The sequence below is a fragment of the Isoptericola sp. NPDC057653 genome (assembly GCF_042799955.1).
GTDB lineage: Bacteria > Actinomycetota > Actinomycetes > Actinomycetales > Cellulomonadaceae > Isoptericola.
The window spans coordinates 285105-305798 of record NZ_JBHVHP010000004.1 but is presented as its reverse complement, the minus strand read 5'-3'; the positions used below and the strand labels follow the sequence as shown (position 1 = coordinate 305798).

The window sequence follows — 20694 nt, the reverse complement described above, 5'->3', positions numbered from 1 at the left end:
GGGCCGCGGGCAGAATGGCCGCGCAACTGCGAGACAGGACTTGGACGGTGAAGGCTCTGTGACCCAGACCGAGGTGCGCATCTGCGTCGTGGGCGACGAGCTCAGCGTGGGCGTCGGGGACGCCCGCGCCCTGGGATGGACGGGCCGCGTCATGGCGCGCACCCGGTTCGGGCGGCCCGCGATGGCGTTCACGCTCGCCGTGCCGGGAGAGACCAGCTCGGCGCTCGGCGCGCGCTGGCAGGCCGAGACGGACTCGCGGTTCGGACCCGAGGACACCTGCGAGAACCGCCTCGTGGTCGCGCTCGGGCGGCACGACGTCGCCTCGTCGCTGTCCGTGGCCCGGTCGCGGCTGAACCTGGCGAACATCCTCGACGTGGCCGAGGCGAGCCGGGTCCCGGCGTTCGTCGTCGGGCCGCCGCCGGGCCGACCGGAGGACGGCGGCCGGATCGCCGAGCTCTCCGCCGCCTTCTCCGACGTCGCCAGCCGGCGCCGGGTGCCTTACGTCGACACCTACACGCCGCTGGCGCAGCACGAGCAGTGGCTGGCCGACCTCGCGACCAGCGGCTCGACCTACCCCGGGCAGGCCGGCTACGGCCTCATGGCGTGGCTCGTGCTGCACACCGGCTGGCACTCCTGGCTCGGGCTGCCCGCCGACGAGTGACCGGGCTCAGGCGCCCGCCCGCTGGGCCAGGCCGCGCACGTACGCGGCCTGCCCCACGTGCTGCAGGTCGTCGGCGGCGACGCTCACGAGGCGCACCGCCAGCGTGACCGGCGGGTCCCAACGGGTGTCCACCACACGCTCCAGGTCGGCGGCGGTGACGGTCGCCAGGTACGCCGTCGTCGCGGCGTGCACGTCCTCGAGGTAACCGCGGAGCAGGGTCGCGTCGGCGCGCACGGCCGCGACCTGCTCCGGCGTGTGGCCGTACCCCGTGTCGGCCGGGTCGAACGGCAGCGCGAACTTCGCGGCCCAGCCGCCCGCCGTCCAGCGCTGCTCGACGCCCGCCACGTCCGCCACGTGGTCGTCCTGCACCCGTGCCAGGTGCCAGAGGAGCCACGCGACCGTGTTCGCGTCCGGGTCGGGCCGGTACGCGAGGCGCTCGGCGGTGGCGCCGCGGAGCACGCGGCGGGCCTCCCCCACGACGCGCCCGAAGGCGTCTTCCAGCAGGGCGACGTGGGGTGCGGACGGTGCGGTCATCGGTCCTCCTCGCCGACGCCCGTGGGCGTCGGTGGTCAGCGACGGTCGACGGTGACGTGCGCGGACGTCACCGTCGCGGACAGGTAGGCGGCGCTGCGGCCGTCGGCCGGCTGCTCGCCGTGGTCGACGACCAGGGTGGCACCCGCGCTGGGGAGCACCGAGCCGTCGAGGACCACCTGGCCCGACGCCCCGCGCACCCGGAGGTTGACGGGCGTGCCGGCGGGCAGGCGCAGGTCGATCGCGCCGGAGACGGTCTTCGCGGTGATCATCGGGCTGGCCTGGGTCGCGGTGATCGTGGCGGCCCCCGACACCGTGTTCAGGGAGACCCTCGCGAGGGCGCCCGAGAGCGCGATGGAGCCCGCCGCGCTCGAGCCCGTCACGTCGCCCGTGTGCTCCTGCGCCGACATCGATCCCGACACGGTCTTGAGCGACATCGGACCGGTGGTGCCGGTGGCGCGGACGGCGCCGGTGACGGTCTTCACCGCGACCTTCCGCCCGCCCGTGACCTGGACGTCCGCACCGAGCGTGCCGACGTCGACAGCGCCGTCCGCGGGCACGACCACGCGCACCACGGCGCGCTCGCTCTGGCGCGGGTTGCGCAGCTTCGCCATCACGGAGTCGAGCACCGAGGACTCGTAGCCGACCCGCAGCCGGTCGCCGTCGCGCACGACCTGGAGCGGCTTCGCGCCGACCTCGAGCAGCTCGATGCGCACGCCGGTGGCCGCCGGGTCGGCGACCACGTCGGCGCGCCCGTCCTGCAGGCGGAGCGTCACCCCCGTCGCCTGCTCGACGTCGATGGTCTGCGGGGCGGCGACCGCCCACGACTCCGTGCTCATGAGGCTCCCTGTGGTGCTCGGGCTGCTGGGGACGGGTCCACCCTCTCAGAGCGGACCGCCTCCCGGATCGGGGATGCCCCGGAATCCGACCCTGGGGACCGTTCGCGGTCCCCCTAGGGCCATGGTTACATCGCAGGCAGGCGGGTGCGCCGCGTGCCGGCGACCCACGCCCCTCGGGGCGGGCGACGGGCTGACCGGCTGACGGAGGAACCGCGTGATGGATCGAGTCTCGGGCGAGCGGCACAGGACCGACCCGCGGCGCAGGGTCGCAGGGACCCTCCTCGCCGTGGTCGCCGCCATCGCCCTGGTCGCTCCGCTCGGACCGGCGACGCCGACCGCCGCAGCGGCGGTGGGCGCCCCCGGCAAGGGGCTCCCGGTGGCGGACCAGGGAAACATCACGATCAAGGCGGGCGGGGCCCGCGCGGCCAACGGCACCATCGCGCCGCTGGCCGGCGCGACCTTCCAGTTCTACCAGGCGACCAGCACCGGGGCCCGGGGCGCGCTGGTCGACGGCGCGACCTGCACGACGGACGGCACGGGGATGTGCAACGTGACCCTGGCGCCGCGCTTCGCGTCGACGGGCGGCCAGAACGCGACGCCGTACGGCTACATCGCCGTGGCGACCGCCGTGCCGGCCGGCTACACCCTGATCGACCAGGTGACGACGGGCACCACGGCGAACCGCAGCACCGTGGCCCTCGAGTACCAGACCGGCCCCGTCTACGCGGACACCGCCTACACCGTCCCCGCCACCGTGGCGGCGGCGACCACCCGGAACCAGACCACCTCCGGGACGGCGATGCCGGCCTCGGCCGACAACCCGGCCCTCGCCGTGAAGTGCGGCCTGAACGTCGCTCTGCTGGTCGACGTCTCGACCTCGGTCTCGAACTCCGGCAGCGTCAACGCCCTCAAGACTGCTGCGACGGCCTACGTCAACGCGCTGGCCGGGACGCCGTCGCGCGTCGCGATCCAGACCTTCGGGACGACCTCGCCGTCGTCGGGCACGGGCAACTCGACCCTCGGCCTCACCTCCGTCGCGACCACGACCGGGGCGCAGACCGTCCGCGACAAGGTCGCCGGACTCACCGTCCCGACGAACAACGGGACGAACTGGGACGCCGGCTTCCGCGGGGTCAGCACGCTGGCGGACCAGGGCCTCGACGTCGTGGTGATGATCACCGACGGCCTCCCGACCTACTACAACGTCAACGGCGACGGATCGGGCAGCACGACGCGGTTCATCGAGCTCGAGCACGCCGTCGCCTCGGCCAACGCCGTCAAGCAGTCCGGGGTGACCGTCCAGGCCATCGGTGTGGGGAGCGGCATCGCCGGCTCCCCCGCGAACCTCGCGGCGGTCTCGGGCCCGACCGCGAACACCGACTACTTCGCGGTGAGCGACTACACCGCGCTGCAGCAGACGATGCGCACGCTCGCCAGCGGCGGGTGCGCGAGCACCGTGAACGTGACCAAGCTGGTCCGGCCGGCCGGCGGCGGCGCGCCGGTCGCCACCTCCGGCTGGCAGATGGCCGCCGATGCCGCGACCCCGATCGTCAAGGTGTCGGGCAGCACCGACGAGTTCGCGACGTCCGCACAGGCGGCGACGGGCTCCACCGGAGCGGTGAGCTTCCAGCTCAACCAGCCGATCGACACCGACGACGACGTCCACGTCGTCGAGGACACGGTGGGCGGCTATTCGCTCGAGCTCCAGGACGGCGACAACGCCGCCTGCACGAACAGCTGGACGACGGAGTCCGTGGCGGTCGAGAACGACGCCGACGGCCCGGGGTTCACCGTCAACGTGCCGCAGGGCGCCATCGTGTCCTGCCAGATCATCAACCAGGCCGAGACCCAGACGGCGATGCTCGAGGTCGACAAGCAGTGGTGGTTCGACCTCGACGGCGACGGCGAGGACCTCGACGGGCCCTACGGGCCCGACGACGTGCTGCCCATCGCGAACCTGTCCGCCGCGCTCACGCTCTCCGGCGACGGCGTCGGCCTGCCCGACGGACCGCACTACTTCGGCACCACCTACGGCAACCTCGTGCCCGGCGGGACGGTGGACGTCGGTGAGACGGTCACGGGCCTGCCTCCGCTCTGCACGAACGAGGCGACGGGCACGGGCGACGTGGGGCTGGAACCGACCGGCGACGACTCCTCCCCGTTCGTCAACGCGGTGACCGTCGTCAACACCGTCACCTGCGAGTCCCGGCTCACGCTCGAGAAGTGGGTGGAGAGCACCGGCCCGGCCACGGCGGACGACTGGGAGCTGAGCGCGTCCGCGATCGACGCCACGGGTGCGCTCCCCGGCCCGCAGGGCGCGGTCAGCGGGAGGGAGGACGCGACGAGCCCGGTGACGCCGGAGGTCCGGTACGCCCTCGGCGAGGAGGGCACCACCGGCGGGTCGTCGAGCTACGTCCAGCGCTGGAACCCGTCGCTGACCGGTCAGTGGAACGACGCCGCCGCCAACGGCGCCACCGGGTCGTGGCTCTGCGTCACGGCGGCCGGGGTCGGGGACGACGGCACCCCGACCTGGGGCACCGACCAGTTCGACGGTCGCAACGGCGGCGTCACCGTCAGCGCCGGGCAGTGGGCCAAGTGCACCGCCGAGAACGTCGCCGAGCCGGAGCTGGAGCTGGTCAAGACCGTCGCGATCGACGGGCGGGAGACCACCCAGGGGGCCGAGCGGTGGACCCTCGGGGCCGCGTGGACGTCCCCCGTCGCCCCGGACCCCGCCGGCGGCACGTTCACGCCGCCGCGGGAGCAGGAGCCCGTCAGCGGGGCCGGCGGCGTCGAGCGTCAGCCGGTCCTGCCGGGCGGCTACGTGCCGACCGAGTCGACGGTCGCGGGGTACGAGAACGGCGAGACGTGGACGTGCACGCTGGACTCCCAGCCCGACGCCCCGTTCCCGCTGGGCACCGGGCAGATCGACCTGCCGGACGGCGAGGGCGCCTCGTGCGAGATCGTCAACACGGCGATCCAGCCGACCCTGCAGCTGGTCAAGGAGGTCGCCGGCGGCGGCCCCGCCACGTCGACGGACTGGGTCCTCGCGGCGGAGCCGACGGAGGTCGTCGACCCGGTCGCGCCGACCGTCACCGACCCGGAGGGAGGGGACACCGAGGTCACGGACGTCTACACCAACACGGGGTACGCGCTCTCGGAGGCGCCCCGCGGCGACTTCGACGACCGCGGCTACACCGCCGGCGACTGGACCTGCGAGGACACCAGCACCGACCCGGCGTCCGCGGTCGCGGTGTCGGCGGAGGGCACGATCCCGGCGCTCACGGTCGGGCAGGCGGTCGTCTGCACCGTCACCAACACGGCGGTGCCCCCGACGCTGTCGCTCGCCAAGGAAGTCGTGTCCAGCGACCCCGACGTCCGCGCCGCGGACTGGACCCTCACCGGCACCGGCGCGAGCAGCAGCGTCACCGGCGACGGCACCGCCACCGGCCAGGTGGCCGTCGACGAGGACATCGCCCTCGCCGAGGCCCCGGCCGGGGACTTCGACGCCACCGGATACACCCCCGGCGACTGGGCCTGCCAGGACGCGGAGGGCGAGGACGTCGCCCTCGACGTCGACGGGCCGGGGGCCGCCACGCTCCCCGGGCTCACGGTCGGCGAGAGCGTCACGTGCACCATCACCAACACCGCCGACGAGCCCAGCCTCGCGCTCGACAAGATCGTGGACGCCGGCGGCGACGAGCGGTACAGCGACGCGGACTGGACGCTCAGCGGCGCCTACGGGGACGACGACGTGAACCCCGACGGCGAGCCCGGTGACGTGGCCGCCGCCCCCGTCACCATCGGCACGGACATCACGCTCGGCGAGGCGTGGGCACGCGAGGGAGAGGCCGACGGCGGTTTCGACCTCGGGGCCTGGGCGTGCCAGGACGCCGACGGGGCCGACGTCGCCGTCACCGCGGGCGGTCCGGGCACGGCGACCCTCCCCGGCCTCGGCGCCGGCCAGCACGTGACCTGCACCGTCACCAACACCGCGATCCCGCCGGAGCTGCAGCTCGACAAGCAGGTGTCGGGTGGCACCGACCGCGAGCCGTCCGACTGGACGCTGTCGGGCGAGGGCGACGCCGGCACGACGCTCCGCAACCCGGGCAGCTCGCCCGGGGCGGAGGCGCCGGTCCAGGTGGTCGGGCTCGGCGAGTCGTTCGTGCTCGACGAGGCGCCGAACGGCTGGGACGACTCCGGGTACGACAAGCTCGGCTGGACGTGCGCGGTGGTCGACGGCCCCGCGGCCCCCGAGCCCGAGATCGTCACCCGCGACGACGGCTCCGCGGCGCTCGCCCCGCTGGCCCCCGGCCAGCAGGTCCGGTGCGAGGCGCAGAACCGCGCCGTCGACCCCGTCCTCCACCTCGTCAAGGAGGTGGAGGGCGGCGACGGCACGCCCGAGGACTGGGTGCTCACGGGCGCCGTCGACGGCCGGACGATCGTCAACCCCGACGGAGCACCGGGGAACGTCCCCGGCACGGCCGTGCCCGCGCAGGTGAGCATCTCGCTCGCCGAGTCGGCGGTCGCGGGCCTGGACGAGTCGGAGTGGACCCACGGCAGCTGGGCCTGCACGCTCGACGACGGCCCCGGCGCGGCGCCCGCGGTGGAGGACCTCGGCGGCGGAGCGGGTGAGCTGAGCGGGCTGGAGCCCGGGCAGGAGGCCACCTGCGTGATCGTCAACTCGTACGCGGGTCCGGCGCCCTCCCCGTCACCCTCCCCCGAGCCGTCCGCCGGCACGCCGACCGCGTCGCCGTCCACCGGACCGGGCGGGCCCGGGGCCGAGGCGCCCCCGACGGGGCTCGGCAGCCTGCCGATCACCGGCGCGGACCTCGTGCCGTGGTTGGCGGCCGCTCTCGCCGCCATCGCGCTCGGCGTCGCCGGGGTGGTCGTCTCCCGCTCGCGCCGGCGCGACGGCTGATCAGGTCGTGGCAGCCATGTGGGATCATGGACGCGACCCCGTCCATCCTTCGTGAGGAGACCACCATGAGCAAGCGCGGTCGTAAGCGTCGTAGCCGCAAGGGCAACGGCGCGAACCACGGCAAGCGTCCCAACGCCTGATCACTCGGGCCGGGACGTCCGCCGGACACGTCGAAGGGCCGGGAACCCCGCGGGGTTCCCGGCCCTTCGGCGTGTCCGGTGCCTGCCGGCGGTCAGACGACCGTCGACATCACCGTCAGCTGCGCGTGGATGCGGACGCGGAGGGTCTCCGGCGCGCGCTCCGAGCAGGAGCGCCGGACGAGCTGCTTGACCAGCTCCTCGACGCTCAGCTCCGCGAGGCACGGGGAGCAGTGCGCCACGTGCGCGCGCATCCGCTGCTCGTCCTCGGGGGTCATCTCGGAGTCGAGGTACTCGTTCAGGTGGACGAGGGCGTGCTCGCACTCGTTCTCACCCTCGGCACGCTCGTGCGGGATGGGGGTGACGGGGTCGGTCATGACGCTCCTCCACGAGCCGAGACCAGTCCGCGCTGCGCGGCGTAGTCGGCGAGCAGCTCGCGCAGCTGCCGGCGCCCGCGGTGCAGTCGGGACATCACCGTCCCGATCGGCGTACCCATGATCTCGGCGATCTCCTTGTAGGGGAAGCCCTCGACGTCCGCGTAGTACACGACCATGCGTCGGTCCTCGGGCAGCTCCTGCAGCGCCCGCTTCACGTCGGAGTCCGGCAGCCGGTCGAGCGCCTCGGCCTCGGCCGACCGCAACCCCTGCGACGTGTGCGACGCGGCGCGCGCGATCTGCCAGTCCTCGACGTCCTCCGCCTGGGACTGCTGCGGCTCGCGCTGCTTCTTGCGGTAGCTGTTGATGAACGTGTTGGTGAGGATGCGGTACAGCCAGGCCTTGAGGTTCGTGCCCGGCTTGTACTGGTGGAACGCGGCGAACGCCTTGGCGAACGTCTCCTGCACCAGGTCCTCGGCGTCCGCGGGGTTGCGCGTCATGCGCAGCGCGGCGGAGTAGAGCTGGTCCAGGTACTGCAGCGCGTCACGCTCGAAGCGCGCGGCACGCGCCGCGCTGCTCTCTCCCTCGGGGGCACGTTCCGTGTCCTCGGGGATCTCCTCGCTGTCCGGGGTGGTCCCGGTGCTCCCGTGCAGCGCGTCGCCGCCTGCCGGGTCCAGATCCTGGGTCATCACCGTCGAGCCTAGTCCAGGCACAGGGAGGGGTCCTCCGATCCACGGGGTCTGCGGGCTGCTGCTGCCGGCCGCCGGGCGGGACGTGCTCGCCGTCAGGGCGTCGGCCGGGACGGCGAACAGCCGCACGGACTCAGGTCCGGCGTCGGGGACGGCGGCGAGCGCCGTCGGCGAGGTGCGGGTGTTCACGTCGGTGGCAACCGCGGGAGGGCCCCGCGCATTCCCGCCCCGGGGAGCTCAGGAAGCGACCGGCGCGGCGAACCGGCGACGGTAGGCGACGGGGCTGGTGCCGAGCTGCCGGGCGAAGTGGTGGCGCAGCACCGGCGCGCTCCCGAACCCGCAGACACGGGCGATCTCGTCGACGGGCGCGGGGGTGGTCTCGAGCAGCTCCTGCGCGCGGGCCACCCGCTGACGCGCCAGCCAGGCGGCCGGCGTCGTCCCCGTCTCCTGGCGGAAGCGGCGCGCGAACGTCCGCTCCGAGAGCGCCGCGCGGCGCGCCAGGCGCGGGACTGTGTGCTCCTCGGCGAGGTGCGCGCGCATCCAGGAGAGCAGGCCCGCGAGGGACTCCCCCTCGCGGGGCAGCGGGTCGACGACGAACTGCGCCTGCCCGCCCTCCCGCTGGGGCGGCACCACCATGCGCCGCGCGATGCTCCGGGCCGCCTCGGCGCCGAGCTCCGACCGCACCAGGTGCAGCGCCGCGTCGATGCCCGCGGCGGTGCCGGCGCTGGTGAGCACCCGACCGTCCTCCACGTAGAGGGCGTCGGGGTCGACGTCGGCCGTGGGGACCTCGGCCGCCAGCCGCTCCGTGTACATCCAGTGCGTGGTGCACCGCCGCCCGTCGAGCAGGCCCGCCCCGGCGAGCGCGAACGCGCCCGAGCAGATGGCGAACAGCCACGCGCCCCGGTCGTGGGCGCCGCGCAGCGCGTCGAGGTAGGCGCCCGGGAGCACCTCGTCGCCCTCCTCGTCGATCCCGTAGGCGACGACGACGACGAGGTCCGCGTCGTCGAGCGCGTCCAGGCCGCGCTCCACGACCACGGGGAAGCCGCCCTTGGTCATCACCGGCCCGGGCCGCGGCGTGCAGAGGGTGAACTCGAACGCGGGGCCGCCGGTGTCCGAGCGGTCGATGCCGAACACCTCGTACGCGACGCCGAGCTCGAACGGCGCGACGCCCGGCACGACGACGGCGGCGACCTTGCGGATCATGCGACCAGCGTCCCACGATCATGGCGGGATGTCGATGCATCATGGCACTCCTGCCACTCGTGGCAGGAGTGCGCTGCGCGAAGACTTACTGCCATGACCACGATCCTGCTGATCCTCGCCCTCCTGCTGGTCGCCACCTACGGCGCGCGCCTCGTCCGCACGGTCCGCCGCGACGGGCTCGGGTCGCGGCGGCCGCCGCGGTCGCACCACGACTGGTGGGAGGGCGCGCCGCTCGCCTGAGCGCCCTCCGACCATGCCCGACACCACCCGACGCCACCGGGCGGCGCGCCCGCACGTCGCCGCGCAAGCCACGGACCCCTCTGCCACAGTGGGCCCATGCTGCTGCGCCGTATCGCCCGCCCCCTCCTCGCCGCACCGTTCGTCTACGACGGGATCCAGGCCGCCCTGCACCCGGCCGAGCACGTGGACGCCGCCCGCGACGGCGCCGCGCTGGTCACGGACGCCGTCGGCGCCGAGCCGCTGAGCGACCGCCGGCTCGGCCTGCTGGTCCGCGCGCACGGCGCCGTCACCGCCGCCGCCGGGCTGCTCCTCGCCGTCGGGCGCACCCCGCGCACCGCGGCCCTCGCGCTGGCCGCCCTCACCGCGCCGCTCGCCGTCGCGCACCAGCCGTTCACGAGCAAGGGCGCCGAGCGCAGCCTGCGCACGGCCGCCTTCGTCAAGGACCTCGGCAAGGTCGGCGCCGCCGTGATCGCCGGCATCGACCTCGAGGGCCGCCCGGGCGTGAGCTACCGCGTGCACCAGGCGCGCGAGCACGCCGCCCGCGTCGCGGAGGCGAAGGCCGGGACCGTCCGGGCCAAGGCGGACACCGTCAAGGCCGCGACGACCGCGGAGGCCGCGAAGCTGCGTGCCAAGGTCGCCGAGGCGGTCTGAGGCCTCGACCGGGCGAGACGCGCGGCGACCGCCACGACCGGTGAACTAGCCTCGGTGCCATGACCGCCGCCGTGCCGCCGCACTCCGCCCCCGCCGTTCCCGACGCCGGCGGGCCGGCCGACGACGGCTGGACGGCGCCGGTCGCGACGGGCCCCCTGGACGCGACGGTCGAGGTGCCGGGCAGCAAGTCCCTGACGAACCGCCTCCTCGTGCTGGCCGCGCTCGCCGACGGCCCCGGCACCCTGCGCGGCGCGCTGCGCTCGCGCGACGCCGACCTCATGATCGGCGCCCTGCGCACCCTCGGCGCCGGGATCGACGAGGACGGCGACCCGAGCACCCTGCGCGTGACCCCCGGCCCGCTGCGGGGCGACGTGGACGTCGACGCCGGCCTCGCCGGCACCGTCATGCGCTTCCTGCCGCCGGTGGCGGCCATGGCCGACGGGCCCGTGCGCTTCGACGGCGACCCGGAGGCCCGCGTCCGGCCGATGCTTCCCGTGCTGGAGGCGCTGCGCACCCTCGGCGTGCGCGTCACGGCCGCCGACGGCGACCGGCCGACGCACCTGCCCTTCACCGTGCACGGCACGGGCCGGGTGGCGGGCGGCGCCGTGGACGTCGACGCGTCCGCCTCCTCGCAGTTCGTCTCCGCCCTGCTGCTCGCGGGGGCCCGCTTCGAGCGCGGCCTCACGCTGCGGCACATCGGCACCACGCTGCCGAGCCTGCCCCACATCGCGATGACCGTGGCCACCCTGCGCGACGCGGGGGTCACGGTGGACGACTCCCGCGACGGCATCTGGCAGGTCTCCCCCGGCCCGGTCGCCGCGCGCGACGTGCGGGTCGAGCCCGACCTGTCCAACGCGGCCCCGTTCCTGGCCGCCGCGCTGGTCGGCGGAGGCACCGTGCGCGTGCCGGGCTGGCCCGCGGAGACGACCCAGCCGGGCGGGCTGCTCCCGGACCTGTTCGCCCGGCTCGGCGCCGACGTGCGGCAGGACGGCGACGTCGTGAGCGTCACCGGCACCGGAGAGATCCGCGGGGTCGACCTCGACCTGCGCGCCGCGGGCGAGCTCGCCCCGACGTTCGCCGTCCTCGCCGCCCTCGCCGACTCCCCCTCCCGGCTGCGCGGCATCGCCCACCTGCGCGGCCACGAGACGGACCGGTTGGCCGCGCTGGCCACCGAGATCACGCGCCTCGGCGGCCAGGCCGAGGAGACGCGCGACGGCCTCGTCATCACGCCGCGCCCCCTGCACGGCGGGCTGTTCCGCACGTACGCCGACCACCGCATGGCGACCTCGGCCGCGGTCCTGGGTCTGCGCGTGCCCGGCGTGCGGGTGGAGAACGTCGGGACCACCGCCAAGACGCTGCCCGGGTTCGACGCGATGTGGCTCCGCATGCTCGGGGCGGACGCCGGCGCGCGCGGGGTCGAGGCCTGATGGGCCGCCGCGCCGTCGACGAGCACGCGCAGTACGCGCGACCCTCGAAGCGCGGCTCGCGGCCCCGCTCCAAGCAGCGGCCCGAGCACGCCGACGCCGTCACGGGGATGGTGACGGGCGTCGACCGCGGGCGGTACACGCTCGTCGTCGACGACGGCACCCCGGACGAGCGGACCGTGCTCGCCATGAAGGCGCGCGAGCTCACGCGCACCCGCGTCGTCGTGGGCGACCGGGTGGACGTCGTGGGCGACACCTCCGGCGAGGAGGGCACGCTGGCGCGGATCGTGCGGATCCAGGACCGGTCGTCGGTGCTGCGCCGGACGGCGGACGACACCGACCCGTACGAGCGGATCGTCGTCGCGAACGCCGACCAGCTCGTCGTCGTGACGGCGCTCGCGCAGCCCGAGCCGCGCACGGGCATGATCGACCGCTGCGTCGTCGCCGCGTACGACGCCGGCATGGACGTGCTGCTGTGCCTCACCAAGGCCGACCTGGCCGACCCCGCGCCGCTGCGCGACCTCTACACGCCGATCGGCGTCGAGGTCGTCGTCACCCGGCGCGACGACCCGGCCAGCGTCGAGACCGTCCGCGAGCGCCTGGCCGGCCGCACGTCGGTGCTGGTCGGGCACTCCGGCGTCGGCAAGTCGACGCTCATCAACGCGCTCGTCCCCGACGCCGACCGCGCCACGGGGGTCGTGAACGACGTGACCGGGCGCGGCCGCCACACGTCCACGTCCGCGGTGGCCCTGCGGCTGCCCGTGCCGGGCGGGCCCGACGGCCAGGACGGGTACGACGGGTGGGTGGTCGACACCCCCGGCGTCCGGTCGTTCGGGCTGGCGCACGTCGAGACGGACCACCTGCTGCAGGCGTTCGAGGACCTCGCCGAGGTCGCGGCCGAGTGCCCCCGGGGCTGCACGCATCTCGCCGACGCGCCGGACTGCGCCCTCGACGACTGGCTCGCGGCGTCGTCCGACGACGAGCGCCCGGCCCGCGAGGCCCGCGTCGCCTCGTTCCGGCGCCTGCTGACCGCGCGCCACTCCGCCGACTGACGTCGCGCGCCCGCTGCGGGCGGCGGTGATTCGTCAGGCAAGACTTGTCAGTCTGGACTGATGAGTTCTACGGTGGAGCCGTGCCCGTCTCCCCCGACCCCGCCCAGGCCGCGGCCGCCGCCCGCGAGCTGCGTTCCCTCGTCGGCCGGCTCCGCCGCCGGTTCATCGAGCTGAGCGACAACCAGGAGCTGACCCCGTCGCAGACCGCGCTGCTCTCGCGGCTGGCCAAGCACGGCCCGGCGTCTCCCAGCGCGCTCGCCGCCGCCGAGCGGGTCCGGCCGCAGTCGCTCGGCGCCACCCTCGGCGTCCTCGACGTGCGCGGGCTCGTGCGCCGCGACCCCGACCCGACCGACGGCCGCCGCCAGGTGGTGTCCCTCACCGACGACGGCCGAGCGTTCGTCGAGGGCCGTCGCGAGGCCGGGCAGGAGTGGCTGACCCGCGCCCTGCAGGAGCGCCTCAGCGGCGACGAGCTCGCCGCCGTCACGTCCGTCCTCGCCCTCCTGGACCGCACGCTGCTGGACGGCCCGGACGCCGCCCTCCCCCGGGGGGCCGCCCGCCCGTGACGCTGCTGCACCGCGCCTCCTCCCGCCCGGCCACGGCCGCCGCGGCGGAGGGCTACGACACCCGCCTCACCCTGCCGCTGGCGCTGGGCTCGCTGCTCAACCCCATCAACTCGTCGATGATCGCGGTGGCCCTGGTGCCCATCGGGATCGCGTTCGGCGCCCCGGCGGCGCAGACGGTCTGGCTGGTCACGGCGCTCTACCTGGTCACCGCGGTGGCGCAGCCCGTCGTGGGCCGGGTGGTCGACCTCGTCGGGCCCCGCCGCCCCTACCTGGTGGGCACCGCGCTGGTGGGCGTCGCCGGGCTGCTCGGCGCGTTCGCGCCCACGCTCGGCCTGCTCGTGCTGGCCCGCGCCCTCCTGGGCCTGGGCACCTGTGCCGCGTACCCGGCGGCGATGTCGCTGGTGCGGCGCGCCACCGACAGGTCCGGCGAGGGGCGCGGCACCGCCGCCGTCCTCACGGTCCTGGCGGTGACGAACCAGGTCGTGATGATCGTGGGCCCGACGCTCGGCGGCCTCCTCGTGGGGCTCGGCGGCTGGCGCACCCTCTTCCTGGTCAACGTCCCGCTCGCGGTCGCATGCCTCGTGCTCGGCGGGCTGCGCCTGCCCCGCGTGCCGGGCACCACCGACCTGACCGTCGCCGACGGCGCCGCCCGCCCCTCCGTCGCGGCGCGCCTCGACGTGGCCGGGGTGGCCCTGTTCGCGGCGGCGCTCACCTCGCTCATGCTGGTGCTGGTCGGCGCGACCCCGTGGTGGGTGCTCGCCGTGACCGTCGTGACGGGCGCCGGCTTCGCGCGGCACGAGCTGCGCACCGCCCACCCGTTCATCGACCTGCGGCTGCTGGCCGGGAACCGCCCGCTGCTGCTCACGTACGCCCGCGCCCTCCTGACGGCCACCGCGACGTACGCGTTCATGTTCGGCTACGTGCAGTGGCTCGAGCAGGGCCGCGGCCTCGGCGAGGCCGCCGCCGGGCTCCTCATGCTGCCGACCTCGGTCGTCGCGGTCACCGTGGCGTCGGCGACAGGGCGCCGGGCGCCCGTCCGGGCCGCGCTGCTGGTCGGAGCGGCGTCCCTGCTGGTCGGCGCCGCCGTCCTCGCCGTCGTGCAGCCCGGCAGCCCGACCTGGGTGCTCGTCGTCGCCGGCGTCGGGATCGGCGGCATGCAGGGCCTGTCCGGGCTCGCGAACCAGAAGGCCCTCGCACAGCAGGCGGACAGCGCGTCCGTCGGCGCCGCCGCCGGGCTGCTGCGCACCTTCATGTACGTCGGCGCGCTCGTCTCCACGGCGGCGATCGCCGCCCTCTACGCCGACGGCCCCACCACCACCGGCCTGCACGACCTCGCCCTGGCGATGATCGGCTGCGCCGTCGCCGCCGGCGTCCTCACCCTGGCCGACCGCTCCCTGCGGCGCCGGCCGGCCGCCCCCACGTCCCCGCCCGCCCCCACCTCCGGAGAGAACCCCCGATGACCTTCACCACCCTGGACCCCCGCACCGCGCTCGTCGTCGTCGACCTGCAGGCCGGCATCCTCGCGATGCCCGTCGAGCCGCACCCCGCCGACGCCGTCCTCGCCCGCAGCGCGACGCTCGCCGACGCCTTCCGCGCCCGCGACCTGCCCGTCGTCCTCGTGCGCGTCACCGCGGCGCCCGACGGCGCGGATGCCGTGCCCGGCCGCACCGACGCCCCGCGCGGCGGCGCGCGCCCCGAGGGCTGGGACGTCCTCTCCCCCGACCTGCACACCGCCGCGTCGGACATCGTCGTCACCAAGCGGAACTGGGGGGCCTTCTACGGCACCGACCTCGACCTGCAGCTGCGCCGGCGCGGCGTGACCCAGGTCGTGCTGACCGGCATCGCCACGAGCATCGGCGTCGAGTCCACCGCCCGTGCCGCGCAGGAGCACGGCTACCACGTCTCCCTCGTCACCGACGCCATGGGCGACCGGTCCGCCGAGGACCACCGCCACTCCACCGAACGCCTCTTCCCCCGCCTCGGCGAGTGCGGCACGACCGCCCAGCTGCTCGAGATCCTGGGCGACTGACCTCCGCGTCCCGGCTTCTGTCTCGCGCCCGCGTGCCGGGGCCCTGGCGGCGCCGTCGGACCGCTACGGTGTGACCGTGCCGTACACACAGCCGTCTCCCAGCCCGACCAGCGGCCCCGCGCGCACGTACGAGGACGACCTGCGCCTGGCCCACGTCATCGCCGACCAGGTGGACGCCATCACGATGTCCCGCTTCAAGGCGCTCGACCTGCGCGTGGAGACGAAGCCCGACAACACCCCCGTGAGCGACGCCGACCGGTCCGCCGAGGAGTTCATCCGGGCGCAGCTGCACCGGGCGCGCACCCGCGACGCCATCGTCGGCGAGGAGTACGGCTCCGCCGGCAGCGGCGCCCGCCGCTGGATCATCGACCCGATCGACGGCACCAAGAACTTCGTCCGCGGCGTGCCCGTGTGGGCCACGCTCATCGCGCTGGCCGACGGCGAGGACGTCGTCATGGGCCTCGTCTCCGCGCCCGCGCTCGGCCGCCGCTGGTGGGCCGCGAAGGGCTCCGGCGCCTGGACGGGCAAGTCGCTCGCGTCCGCGTCGCGCATGGCGGTGTCCGGCGTGAGCTCGCTCTCCGACGCCTCGTTCGCCTACTCCTCCCTGTCCGGCTGGGAGGAGCACGGCAAGCTCAACGGCTTCCTCGACCTCACCCGGCAGGTCTGGCGCACCCGCGGCTACGGCGACTTCTGGTCGTACATGCTCGTCGCCGAGGGCGCGGCCGACGTCGCCGCCGAGCCCGAGCTCGAGGTCTACGACATGGCCGCCCTCGTGCCGATCGTCACCGAGGCCGGCGGCCGTTTCACCGCCCTCGACGGCGCCCCCGGCCCGTGGCACCGCAGCGCCCTGGCCACCAACGGCCACCTGCACGACGAGGCGCTCGTCTACCTCGGCTGACAGCCGCCGCTCACGCCCTCAGGGGCGCGGGATCTGCGAGATCTCCGTGGGGTCGTACCAGAGCAGGTCGCGGTCGGTCACGCGCTGGAGCGCGGCATCCAGCGCCTCCTCGGACAGGGCGCCGACGTCGCCCGCGCGCTCGGCGTCGTTCTCCTCGTCTGCGGCCGCCAGGACGGCCCGGACGTCGGCGGCGGCCTCCGGCTCGTCGACGTGGACGGCGACGACCGCGACACCGGCCAGCGCTCCGACGTCCACCGCGCTGGGCTCCTCGGCGCCGTCGGCCGCCGTCACGGAGGCGTCGGGCACGTCGAGGGAGACGACCACGCGCAGCGGGGGCACGCCGCGGCGCGCGGCGACCAGAGCCAGGGAGTCGTCCGCGGCGGCGAGGAACGCCTCGTACTCGCGGGTCTCGTCGTCGTCGTCGGACAGCTCGCGCACCAGGGCCGGCGTCACGGCGTGCGCCCGGCGCGCGGGGAGGTCCCAGCGCACGCCCCCGGCGGCGACGGCCGCACCCTCGAGCTCGTCCAGCGTGACGGGAACATAGATGCGCATGCGCACAGTCTGCCGCCCCGGGCGCCGTGCCGCTCGCACCACGGTCAGACGGCCGCGGACGCCGCCGCCCGGGCGCGCCCCGCGAGCGCCTCGAACGCCGCCGTCACCGGCGAGTCCGGCGCCTCCTCCGCGAGGGTGCGCCCGGCGAGCAGCGCGGCGTCGAGCCCGGCGGGGTCGTCCGGGACGAGATGCACGTCGTCCACGCCCGCGTACCGCGCGAGCGCGTCCCGCACGGCGCCCTCCGGACGGGCGCCGGCCGCCGACGACCGCACCCGGTTCGCCACGACGACCCGCTCCCCCGCGACGGCCACCGGCACGTCGCGCAGGTCCTCCAGGCCGCGCACGAGCCGCTGGATCCCGACCGGGTCGGCCGCCCCGACCACCACCACGACGTCCGCCGCCTGCAGCGCGGCGAACGTGGCGGCGTTGCGCTGCGGGGCGTGCGTGTCGTACATGAGCAGCTCGTCGGCCTCGAGGAGCGCGCCGCAGTCCACGACGGTCCAGTCGGCGAGCTCCCGGGCCCGCTCCAGCACGACCTCGACGGCACTGGCGGGCAGCTCGGGCCACCGCGCCGCCCGCGTGATCCCGGTCAGCACCCGCAGCCGGCCCTCGACCACCGGGCTGTGGCGGGCGAGCGTGGGGAGGTCGAGGGCGCCCTGGCCGGCCGCCCGAGCGACGGCGGCCAGGCCCGGCGCGTCGTCGAGCAGGCCCAGCCGGGCGGCCACGGAGGCCCCGTAGGTGTCGGCGTCGACCAGGAGCACGGCGTCCTGCCGTGGCGCCGGCGCGTCGCGACGCGCCCGGCCGTGCCGCCGGCGTCGACCGGCAAGTCCTCCGAGCGCGGCCGCGAGCTCGAGCGCCGTCGTCGTGCGGCCCGGCGCCCCGACCGGCCCCCACACCGTCACCACCCGGCCGTGGCGCGGCCCGGCGTCGTCCGCCGCGAGATCCTCGCCGCCGTCCCCGGCGACCAGGTCGTCGAGCGGGTCGCGCGGGCCGCGCGGGCCGCCGGACCCGAGCACGAGGTCGGCGGGCCCACCTCCCGGACCGCCGGGACCCGTGCGCACGGAGGCGACGTCGCGGACGGTGGAGAGCAGCACGGCCTCGTCGTACCGCTCGACGACGGCGTCGACCCCGAGGCCCTGCAGGCGGGCGACCGGCGCGGCGTCGTCGCCGAGCGCGACGACCCGCACCCCGGCGGCGTGCAGCCGGCCCACCGCCTCGCGGTCCAGGCCCGCGAGGTCGGCGGACACGACGGCCACGGTCCCGGCTCCCGCCGCGGCGGCGCCCAGGAGCTCGGCGAGGTCGCCGCAGCGGCGCGTCACCGTCGTCCCCGACCCGGGCGCGCCGAGCGCGACGACGACGTCGGTCTCGGCCGCTCCCCGCACCGCGCAGAGCACGGTCACCGCGGCGGCCATCACACGCCGGTCCCGGCCTGCGGCACCACGGTGACGGTCCCCGGGTCGCCCAGCGCCCGCAGGACCGCGGGCAGGTCGGGGGCGGGGACGAGCACGTGCAGCGTCGCCCCGTCGGACACGACGAGCCCCGTGCCGGCCTCGTCCACCTGCTCCACGACGACGTCCGTGACCAGCGGTGACGGGTCCGCGGCGGGGGCGTCGGACCCCGCGGGCGCCTCGGGCACCGCCCACAGGTCGACGACGGCGCCCGGCGTGACACGCGTGGACATCGCCTGGTCCACGGGCACGGAGACGGAGCGGACGTCCACGTTGGCCGCATCCCCGAGGGCCGATCGCGCCACGAGCTCGCCGTCGTCGACCACGCGCAGCGCCACCACGGACTCCGGCAGCTCCTGGTCGGCACGCACGTAGAGCTCGGTGCCCGAGTCGATCCGCACGTCGACCGTGCGCAGCCGGGCCACGTCCACGGTCTCGCCGGGCGTGAGCGTGCCGTCGGCGACGTACACGGGCACCGTGCGCCCCGCCGAGGAGACGGCCCACGACCCGAGGGCCACGGAAGCCGCGACGATGACGACCCCGACCACCAGCCGGGGGTCGCGCCAGGTGGGGCGGCGCAGTCGTGCCGCGACGGGTGCCGGCAAGGGGTCGGTGCTCACGGACGTCCTCCGGGGTTCTGGGGCGCAGCGTCGCGCCGGCCGGAACCTATCATCGGCGACCCCACGTGTGCTTCGGGCATCCACTGTGGACAACCGCCGCCAACGGCGATCATCGCTGTGCCAGAATGCCCGTATGACCAGCCGGTTCCTCTCCCTCGCCGACGTGCAGGAGCTGCTCAACATCTCCAGCACGCAGGCGTACTCCCTGGTGCGCTCGGGCGAGCTGCCCGCGATCCAGGTGGGCCCCAAGAAGGTGTGGCGGGTCGAGGCCAGCAAGCTCGAGGAGTACATCGAGCACCAGTACGCCCGCACCCGCGAGCGGATCGCCTCGGGCGACCTCTGAGCCGAGCCGCCGTCAGGCCTCGCTGACCCGCAGGACGGCACCGAACGGCACCGTGCGCACGACCGGCCGCGCGCGGTCCGCCTCCTCCACGTCGAGATGGTCGGCGCCCACCCGGCCGATCCGGCCGGTGACCGACCCCCCGGCGGTCCGCACCAGCACCCGCGCCCGGTCGCGCTGCAGACCGCGCAGCACGTGACCGAGCCCGAGCCCGTCGGTCCGGGCGCGCGACGGCGCCGCGTGCAGCCCGAGCCCGACCACCGCGGCCAGCGCCGGCAACGGCACCAGGTGCTGCACCCGGCCGCGCGCTCCCTGGCCGTCGAGGAGCACCCACGTGCGCGCCACCCTCGCCACGCGACCCTCGACGCCCTCCCCGTCCAGCAGCTCCAGGCGCAGCACCGCACCGGTCGCCGCCCGCAGCCGGTCGACCAGCGGGATCGACGCCTGCTCGGCACGCGTCAGCTCCGCCACGGCACCCTCGCGCTCCGCGGCCGCCTCGGCGTCGAAGCGCGCCTCGAGGTCGGCGAAGAGCAGCTCCCACCTGGCCGGACCCGTGCCCGTCATGAGGCTCCTCTCGTCGCGCGACCGGTGCCCACAGGATGCCCGGGTAGACAGACCGGCACCAGTCCGCTTCAATATCGAGCACCAGACACCATCAACCGCTATCAACCATCATCATCAGATGTGAACTTTGGTCGAGGCTAAGGACGAAGGAGACCTGATGTCCGGCAGCAGCGGCACCCCACGGCACCCGCGGGACGACGACGGTCTCGGCCGCCTGGTCCTCCTGACCCTCGTCGCCGGCGTGGTCGGGACGGCGCTGGTGCTGCGCACGGCGTCCCTCGTGCCGGTGACGTCGGCGGGCGCCACCGGCCTCACCGTCGACCGGTGGGTGGAGCTCGGGGTGCTCGCCGCGGGGCTCGTCGCCGCCGCGTGGCTGTTCCTGAGCGGCTCCCTCGCCCTCGCGTGCGTCGCCGCCGCACGGCTGGGCCGCCGCTGGCGCGCGGGCGAGGCCGCCGTCGAGCGCCTCGCGCCGGCCGCGGTCCGGCGGCTCGTCCGCTCCGCCGTCGGCGTGGGTGTCGGAGCGGGTCTCGCCCTCGCCCCCACGGCCGCCCTCGCCGCCGACCTCCCGCCGGTCGAGCCCGCCGGGGAGGCGTCGGTCGTCCTCGACCTCGGCTGGCAGCCCACCTCCGAGGACCTCGCGCCCGCGGACGCCGCCGGCGGGGCGGACACCGCCGGGGTCCCCGCCGTCCCGCCCGCGGCGGAGCGGTCGGAGACGGTCGCCGCGACGCCCGTCGCCCGCACCTCCGCGGTCCAGGACGCGACGGACGACACCGACGGCACCCGCGTGGTGCTCCGTGGCGACACGTTGTGGGACATCGCGCGGGACGCCCTGGGCGGCGCCCCGTCCGACGCGGAGGTCCTCGGCGAGGTGACGCGGTGGCACGAGGCCAACCGCGACGTCGTCGGCGACGACCCGGACCGCATCCTCCCCGGCCAGATCCTGCGCGCCCCCGCCTGACGG

General features: G+C 75.8%; 22 protein-coding genes. 13 read left to right on the top strand and 9 right to left on the bottom strand.

Annotated elements, in window-relative coordinates:
- Positions 1-58 precede the first annotated feature (58 nt).
- A complete protein-coding gene (locus tag ACFU9A_RS20895; RefSeq protein WP_430577224.1) occupies positions 59-661 on the top strand; it encodes a GDSL-type esterase/lipase family protein in 603 nt (200 codons plus the stop codon).
- Positions 662-667: 6 nt separating this feature from the next.
- On the opposite strand, the gene ACFU9A_RS20890 is transcribed toward ACFU9A_RS20895, so the two are convergent.
- Both ACFU9A_RS20890 and ACFU9A_RS20885 read right to left on the bottom strand, forming a co-directional pair.
- Entirely contained in the window at positions 668-1195 is a 528-nt protein-coding gene (locus ACFU9A_RS20890) for a DUF664 domain-containing protein (protein WP_430577223.1), read from the bottom strand.
- 35 nt (positions 1196-1230) lie between these two features.
- A complete protein-coding gene (locus ACFU9A_RS20885) occupies positions 1231-2031 on the bottom strand; it encodes a DUF4097 family beta strand repeat-containing protein (protein ID WP_430577222.1) in 801 nt (266 codons plus the stop codon).
- Positions 2032-2248: 217 nt separating this feature from the next.
- On the opposite strand from ACFU9A_RS20885, the gene ACFU9A_RS20880 reads away from it, so the two are divergent.
- A complete protein-coding gene (locus ACFU9A_RS20880) occupies positions 2249-6949 on the top strand; it encodes a hypothetical protein (protein ID WP_430577221.1) in 4701 nt (1566 codons plus the stop codon).
- A 65-nt stretch (positions 6950-7014) separates the two neighbouring features.
- Positions 7015-7089 carry a 50S ribosomal protein bL37 gene (locus ACFU9A_RS20875; protein ID WP_375791718.1) on the top strand — a complete coding sequence of 25 codons (75 nt, stop codon included), beginning with the start codon at positions 7015-7017 and terminating at the stop codon, positions 7087-7089.
- A gap of 92 nt (positions 7090-7181) precedes the next feature.
- Here the strand turns inward: ACFU9A_RS20875 and rsrA are convergent, their stop codons facing one another.
- The 3 genes from rsrA to ACFU9A_RS20860 form a co-directional block, all read right to left on the bottom strand.
- Entirely contained in the window at positions 7182-7463 is a 282-nt protein-coding gene (rsrA, locus tag ACFU9A_RS20870) for a mycothiol system anti-sigma-R factor (RefSeq protein WP_430577220.1), read from the bottom strand.
- On the bottom strand, positions 7460-8149 hold the full coding sequence (locus tag ACFU9A_RS20865) for a sigma-70 family RNA polymerase sigma factor (RefSeq protein ID WP_430577219.1): 690 nt from the start codon (positions 8147-8149) through the stop codon (positions 7460-7462). The genes rsrA and ACFU9A_RS20865 overlap by 4 nt, the downstream gene beginning before the upstream one ends.
- A 237-nt stretch (positions 8150-8386) precedes the next feature.
- On the bottom strand, positions 8387-9352 hold the full coding sequence (locus ACFU9A_RS20860) for a helix-turn-helix domain-containing protein (protein ID WP_430577218.1): 966 nt from the start codon (positions 9350-9352) through the stop codon (positions 8387-8389).
- 93 nt (positions 9353-9445) lie between these two features.
- On the opposite strand from ACFU9A_RS20860, the gene ACFU9A_RS20855 reads away from it, so the two are divergent.
- The 8 genes from ACFU9A_RS20855 (at position 9446) to hisN (ending at position 16209) form a co-directional block, all read left to right on the top strand.
- Positions 9446-9592, top strand: a complete 147-nt coding sequence (locus ACFU9A_RS20855; RefSeq protein WP_430577217.1) for a hypothetical protein — start codon at positions 9446-9448, stop codon at positions 9590-9592.
- Between the two features lie 96 nt (positions 9593-9688).
- Positions 9689-10243 (top strand): DoxX family protein, encoded by a 555-nt coding sequence (locus ACFU9A_RS20850; protein WP_430577216.1) that lies wholly within the window; start codon positions 9689-9691, stop codon positions 10241-10243.
- Positions 10244-10302: 59 nt separating this feature from the next.
- A complete protein-coding gene (aroA, locus tag ACFU9A_RS20845) occupies positions 10303-11670 on the top strand; it encodes a 3-phosphoshikimate 1-carboxyvinyltransferase (RefSeq protein ID WP_430577215.1) in 1368 nt (455 codons plus the stop codon).
- Positions 11670-12719, top strand: a complete 1050-nt coding sequence (gene rsgA, locus ACFU9A_RS20840) for a ribosome small subunit-dependent GTPase A (RefSeq protein ID WP_430577214.1) — start codon at positions 11670-11672, stop codon at positions 12717-12719. Before aroA ends, rsgA begins: the two co-directional genes overlap by 1 nt.
- A gap of 80 nt (positions 12720-12799) precedes the next feature.
- Positions 12800-13282: a MarR family winged helix-turn-helix transcriptional regulator gene (locus tag ACFU9A_RS20835; protein ID WP_430577213.1), complete on the top strand. Its 483-nt coding sequence runs from the start codon at positions 12800-12802 to the stop codon at positions 13280-13282.
- Complete coding sequence (locus ACFU9A_RS20830; protein ID WP_430577212.1) at positions 13279-14742, top strand: MFS transporter; 1464 nt, start codon at positions 13279-13281, stop codon at positions 14740-14742. The genes ACFU9A_RS20835 and ACFU9A_RS20830 overlap by 4 nt, the downstream gene beginning before the upstream one ends.
- Complete coding sequence (locus ACFU9A_RS20825; RefSeq protein ID WP_430577211.1) at positions 14739-15311, top strand: hydrolase; 573 nt, start codon at positions 14739-14741, stop codon at positions 15309-15311. The genes ACFU9A_RS20830 and ACFU9A_RS20825 overlap by 4 nt, the downstream gene beginning before the upstream one ends.
- Before the next feature lie 76 nt (positions 15312-15387).
- Entirely contained in the window at positions 15388-16209 is an 822-nt protein-coding gene (hisN, locus tag ACFU9A_RS20820; RefSeq protein WP_430577210.1) for a histidinol-phosphatase, read from the top strand.
- Positions 16210-16227: 18 nt separating this feature from the next.
- Here hisN and ACFU9A_RS20815 read toward each other — a convergent pair whose 3' ends face one another.
- Genes ACFU9A_RS20815 through ACFU9A_RS20805 form a run of 3 tightly spaced genes read right to left on the bottom strand, consistent with a single transcriptional unit; the run spans position 16228 to position 18829 of the window.
- Positions 16228-16761, bottom strand: coding sequence for a DUF6912 family protein (locus ACFU9A_RS20815; RefSeq protein WP_430577209.1), 534 nt, complete (start codon positions 16759-16761; stop codon positions 16228-16230).
- A gap of 44 nt (positions 16762-16805) precedes the next feature.
- Positions 16806-18173 (bottom strand): hypothetical protein, encoded by a 1368-nt coding sequence (locus tag ACFU9A_RS20810; RefSeq protein ID WP_430577208.1) that lies wholly within the window; start codon positions 18171-18173, stop codon positions 16806-16808.
- On the bottom strand, positions 18173-18829 hold the full coding sequence (locus ACFU9A_RS20805; RefSeq protein WP_430577207.1) for a hypothetical protein: 657 nt from the start codon (positions 18827-18829) through the stop codon (positions 18173-18175). Before ACFU9A_RS20805 ends, ACFU9A_RS20810 begins: the two co-directional genes overlap by 1 nt.
- A gap of 133 nt (positions 18830-18962) precedes the next feature.
- Here ACFU9A_RS20805 and ACFU9A_RS20800 point away from each other — a divergent pair, with 133 nt between their 5' ends.
- Positions 18963-19172: a helix-turn-helix domain-containing protein gene (locus tag ACFU9A_RS20800; RefSeq protein ID WP_430577206.1), complete on the top strand. Its 210-nt coding sequence runs from the start codon at positions 18963-18965 to the stop codon at positions 19170-19172.
- 12 nt (positions 19173-19184) lie between these two features.
- On the opposite strand, the gene ACFU9A_RS20795 is transcribed toward ACFU9A_RS20800, so the two are convergent.
- A complete protein-coding gene (locus ACFU9A_RS20795; protein ID WP_430577205.1) occupies positions 19185-19733 on the bottom strand; it encodes a hypothetical protein in 549 nt (182 codons plus the stop codon).
- Positions 19734-19890: 157 nt separating this feature from the next.
- Here ACFU9A_RS20795 and ACFU9A_RS20790 point away from each other — a divergent pair, with 157 nt between their 5' ends.
- A complete protein-coding gene (locus tag ACFU9A_RS20790) occupies positions 19891-20691 on the top strand; it encodes a LysM peptidoglycan-binding domain-containing protein (protein WP_430577204.1) in 801 nt (266 codons plus the stop codon).
- Positions 20692-20694: the final 3 nt, after the last annotated feature.

Coding starts and splice junctions, on each gene's coding strand:
- ACFU9A_RS20890 (WP_430577223.1), bottom strand. CDS start 1,195: ATGACCGCACCGTCCGCACCCCACGTCGCCCTGCTGGAAGACGCCTTC.
- ACFU9A_RS20885 (WP_430577222.1), bottom strand. CDS start 2,031: ATGAGCACGGAGTCGTGGGCGGTCGCCGCCCCGCAGACCATCGACGTC.
- ACFU9A_RS20880 (WP_430577221.1), top strand. CDS start 2,249: ATGGATCGAGTCTCGGGCGAGCGGCACAGGACCGACCCGCGGCGCAGG.
- rsrA (WP_430577220.1), bottom strand. CDS start 7,463: ATGACCGACCCCGTCACCCCCATCCCGCACGAGCGTGCCGAGGGTGAG.
- ACFU9A_RS20865 (WP_430577219.1), bottom strand. CDS start 8,149: ATGACCCAGGATCTGGACCCGGCAGGCGGCGACGCGCTGCACGGGAGC.
- ACFU9A_RS20860 (WP_430577218.1), bottom strand. CDS start 9,352: ATGATCCGCAAGGTCGCCGCCGTCGTCGTGCCGGGCGTCGCGCCGTTC.
- ACFU9A_RS20855 (WP_430577217.1), top strand. CDS start 9,446: ATGACCACGATCCTGCTGATCCTCGCCCTCCTGCTGGTCGCCACCTAC.
- ACFU9A_RS20850 (WP_430577216.1), top strand. CDS start 9,689: ATGCTGCTGCGCCGTATCGCCCGCCCCCTCCTCGCCGCACCGTTCGTC.
- aroA (WP_430577215.1), top strand. CDS start 10,303: ATGACCGCCGCCGTGCCGCCGCACTCCGCCCCCGCCGTTCCCGACGCC.
- rsgA (WP_430577214.1), top strand. CDS start 11,670: ATGGGCCGCCGCGCCGTCGACGAGCACGCGCAGTACGCGCGACCCTCG.
- ACFU9A_RS20825 (WP_430577211.1), top strand. CDS start 14,739: ATGACCTTCACCACCCTGGACCCCCGCACCGCGCTCGTCGTCGTCGAC.
- ACFU9A_RS20815 (WP_430577209.1), bottom strand. CDS start 16,761: ATGCGCATCTATGTTCCCGTCACGCTGGACGAGCTCGAGGGTGCGGCC.
- ACFU9A_RS20810 (WP_430577208.1), bottom strand. CDS start 18,173: ATGGCCGCCGCGGTGACCGTGCTCTGCGCGGTGCGGGGAGCGGCCGAG.
- ACFU9A_RS20800 (WP_430577206.1), top strand. CDS start 18,963: ATGACCAGCCGGTTCCTCTCCCTCGCCGACGTGCAGGAGCTGCTCAAC.
- ACFU9A_RS20795 (WP_430577205.1), bottom strand. CDS start 19,733: ATGACGGGCACGGGTCCGGCCAGGTGGGAGCTGCTCTTCGCCGACCTC.
- ACFU9A_RS20790 (WP_430577204.1), top strand. CDS start 19,891: ATGTCCGGCAGCAGCGGCACCCCACGGCACCCGCGGGACGACGACGGT.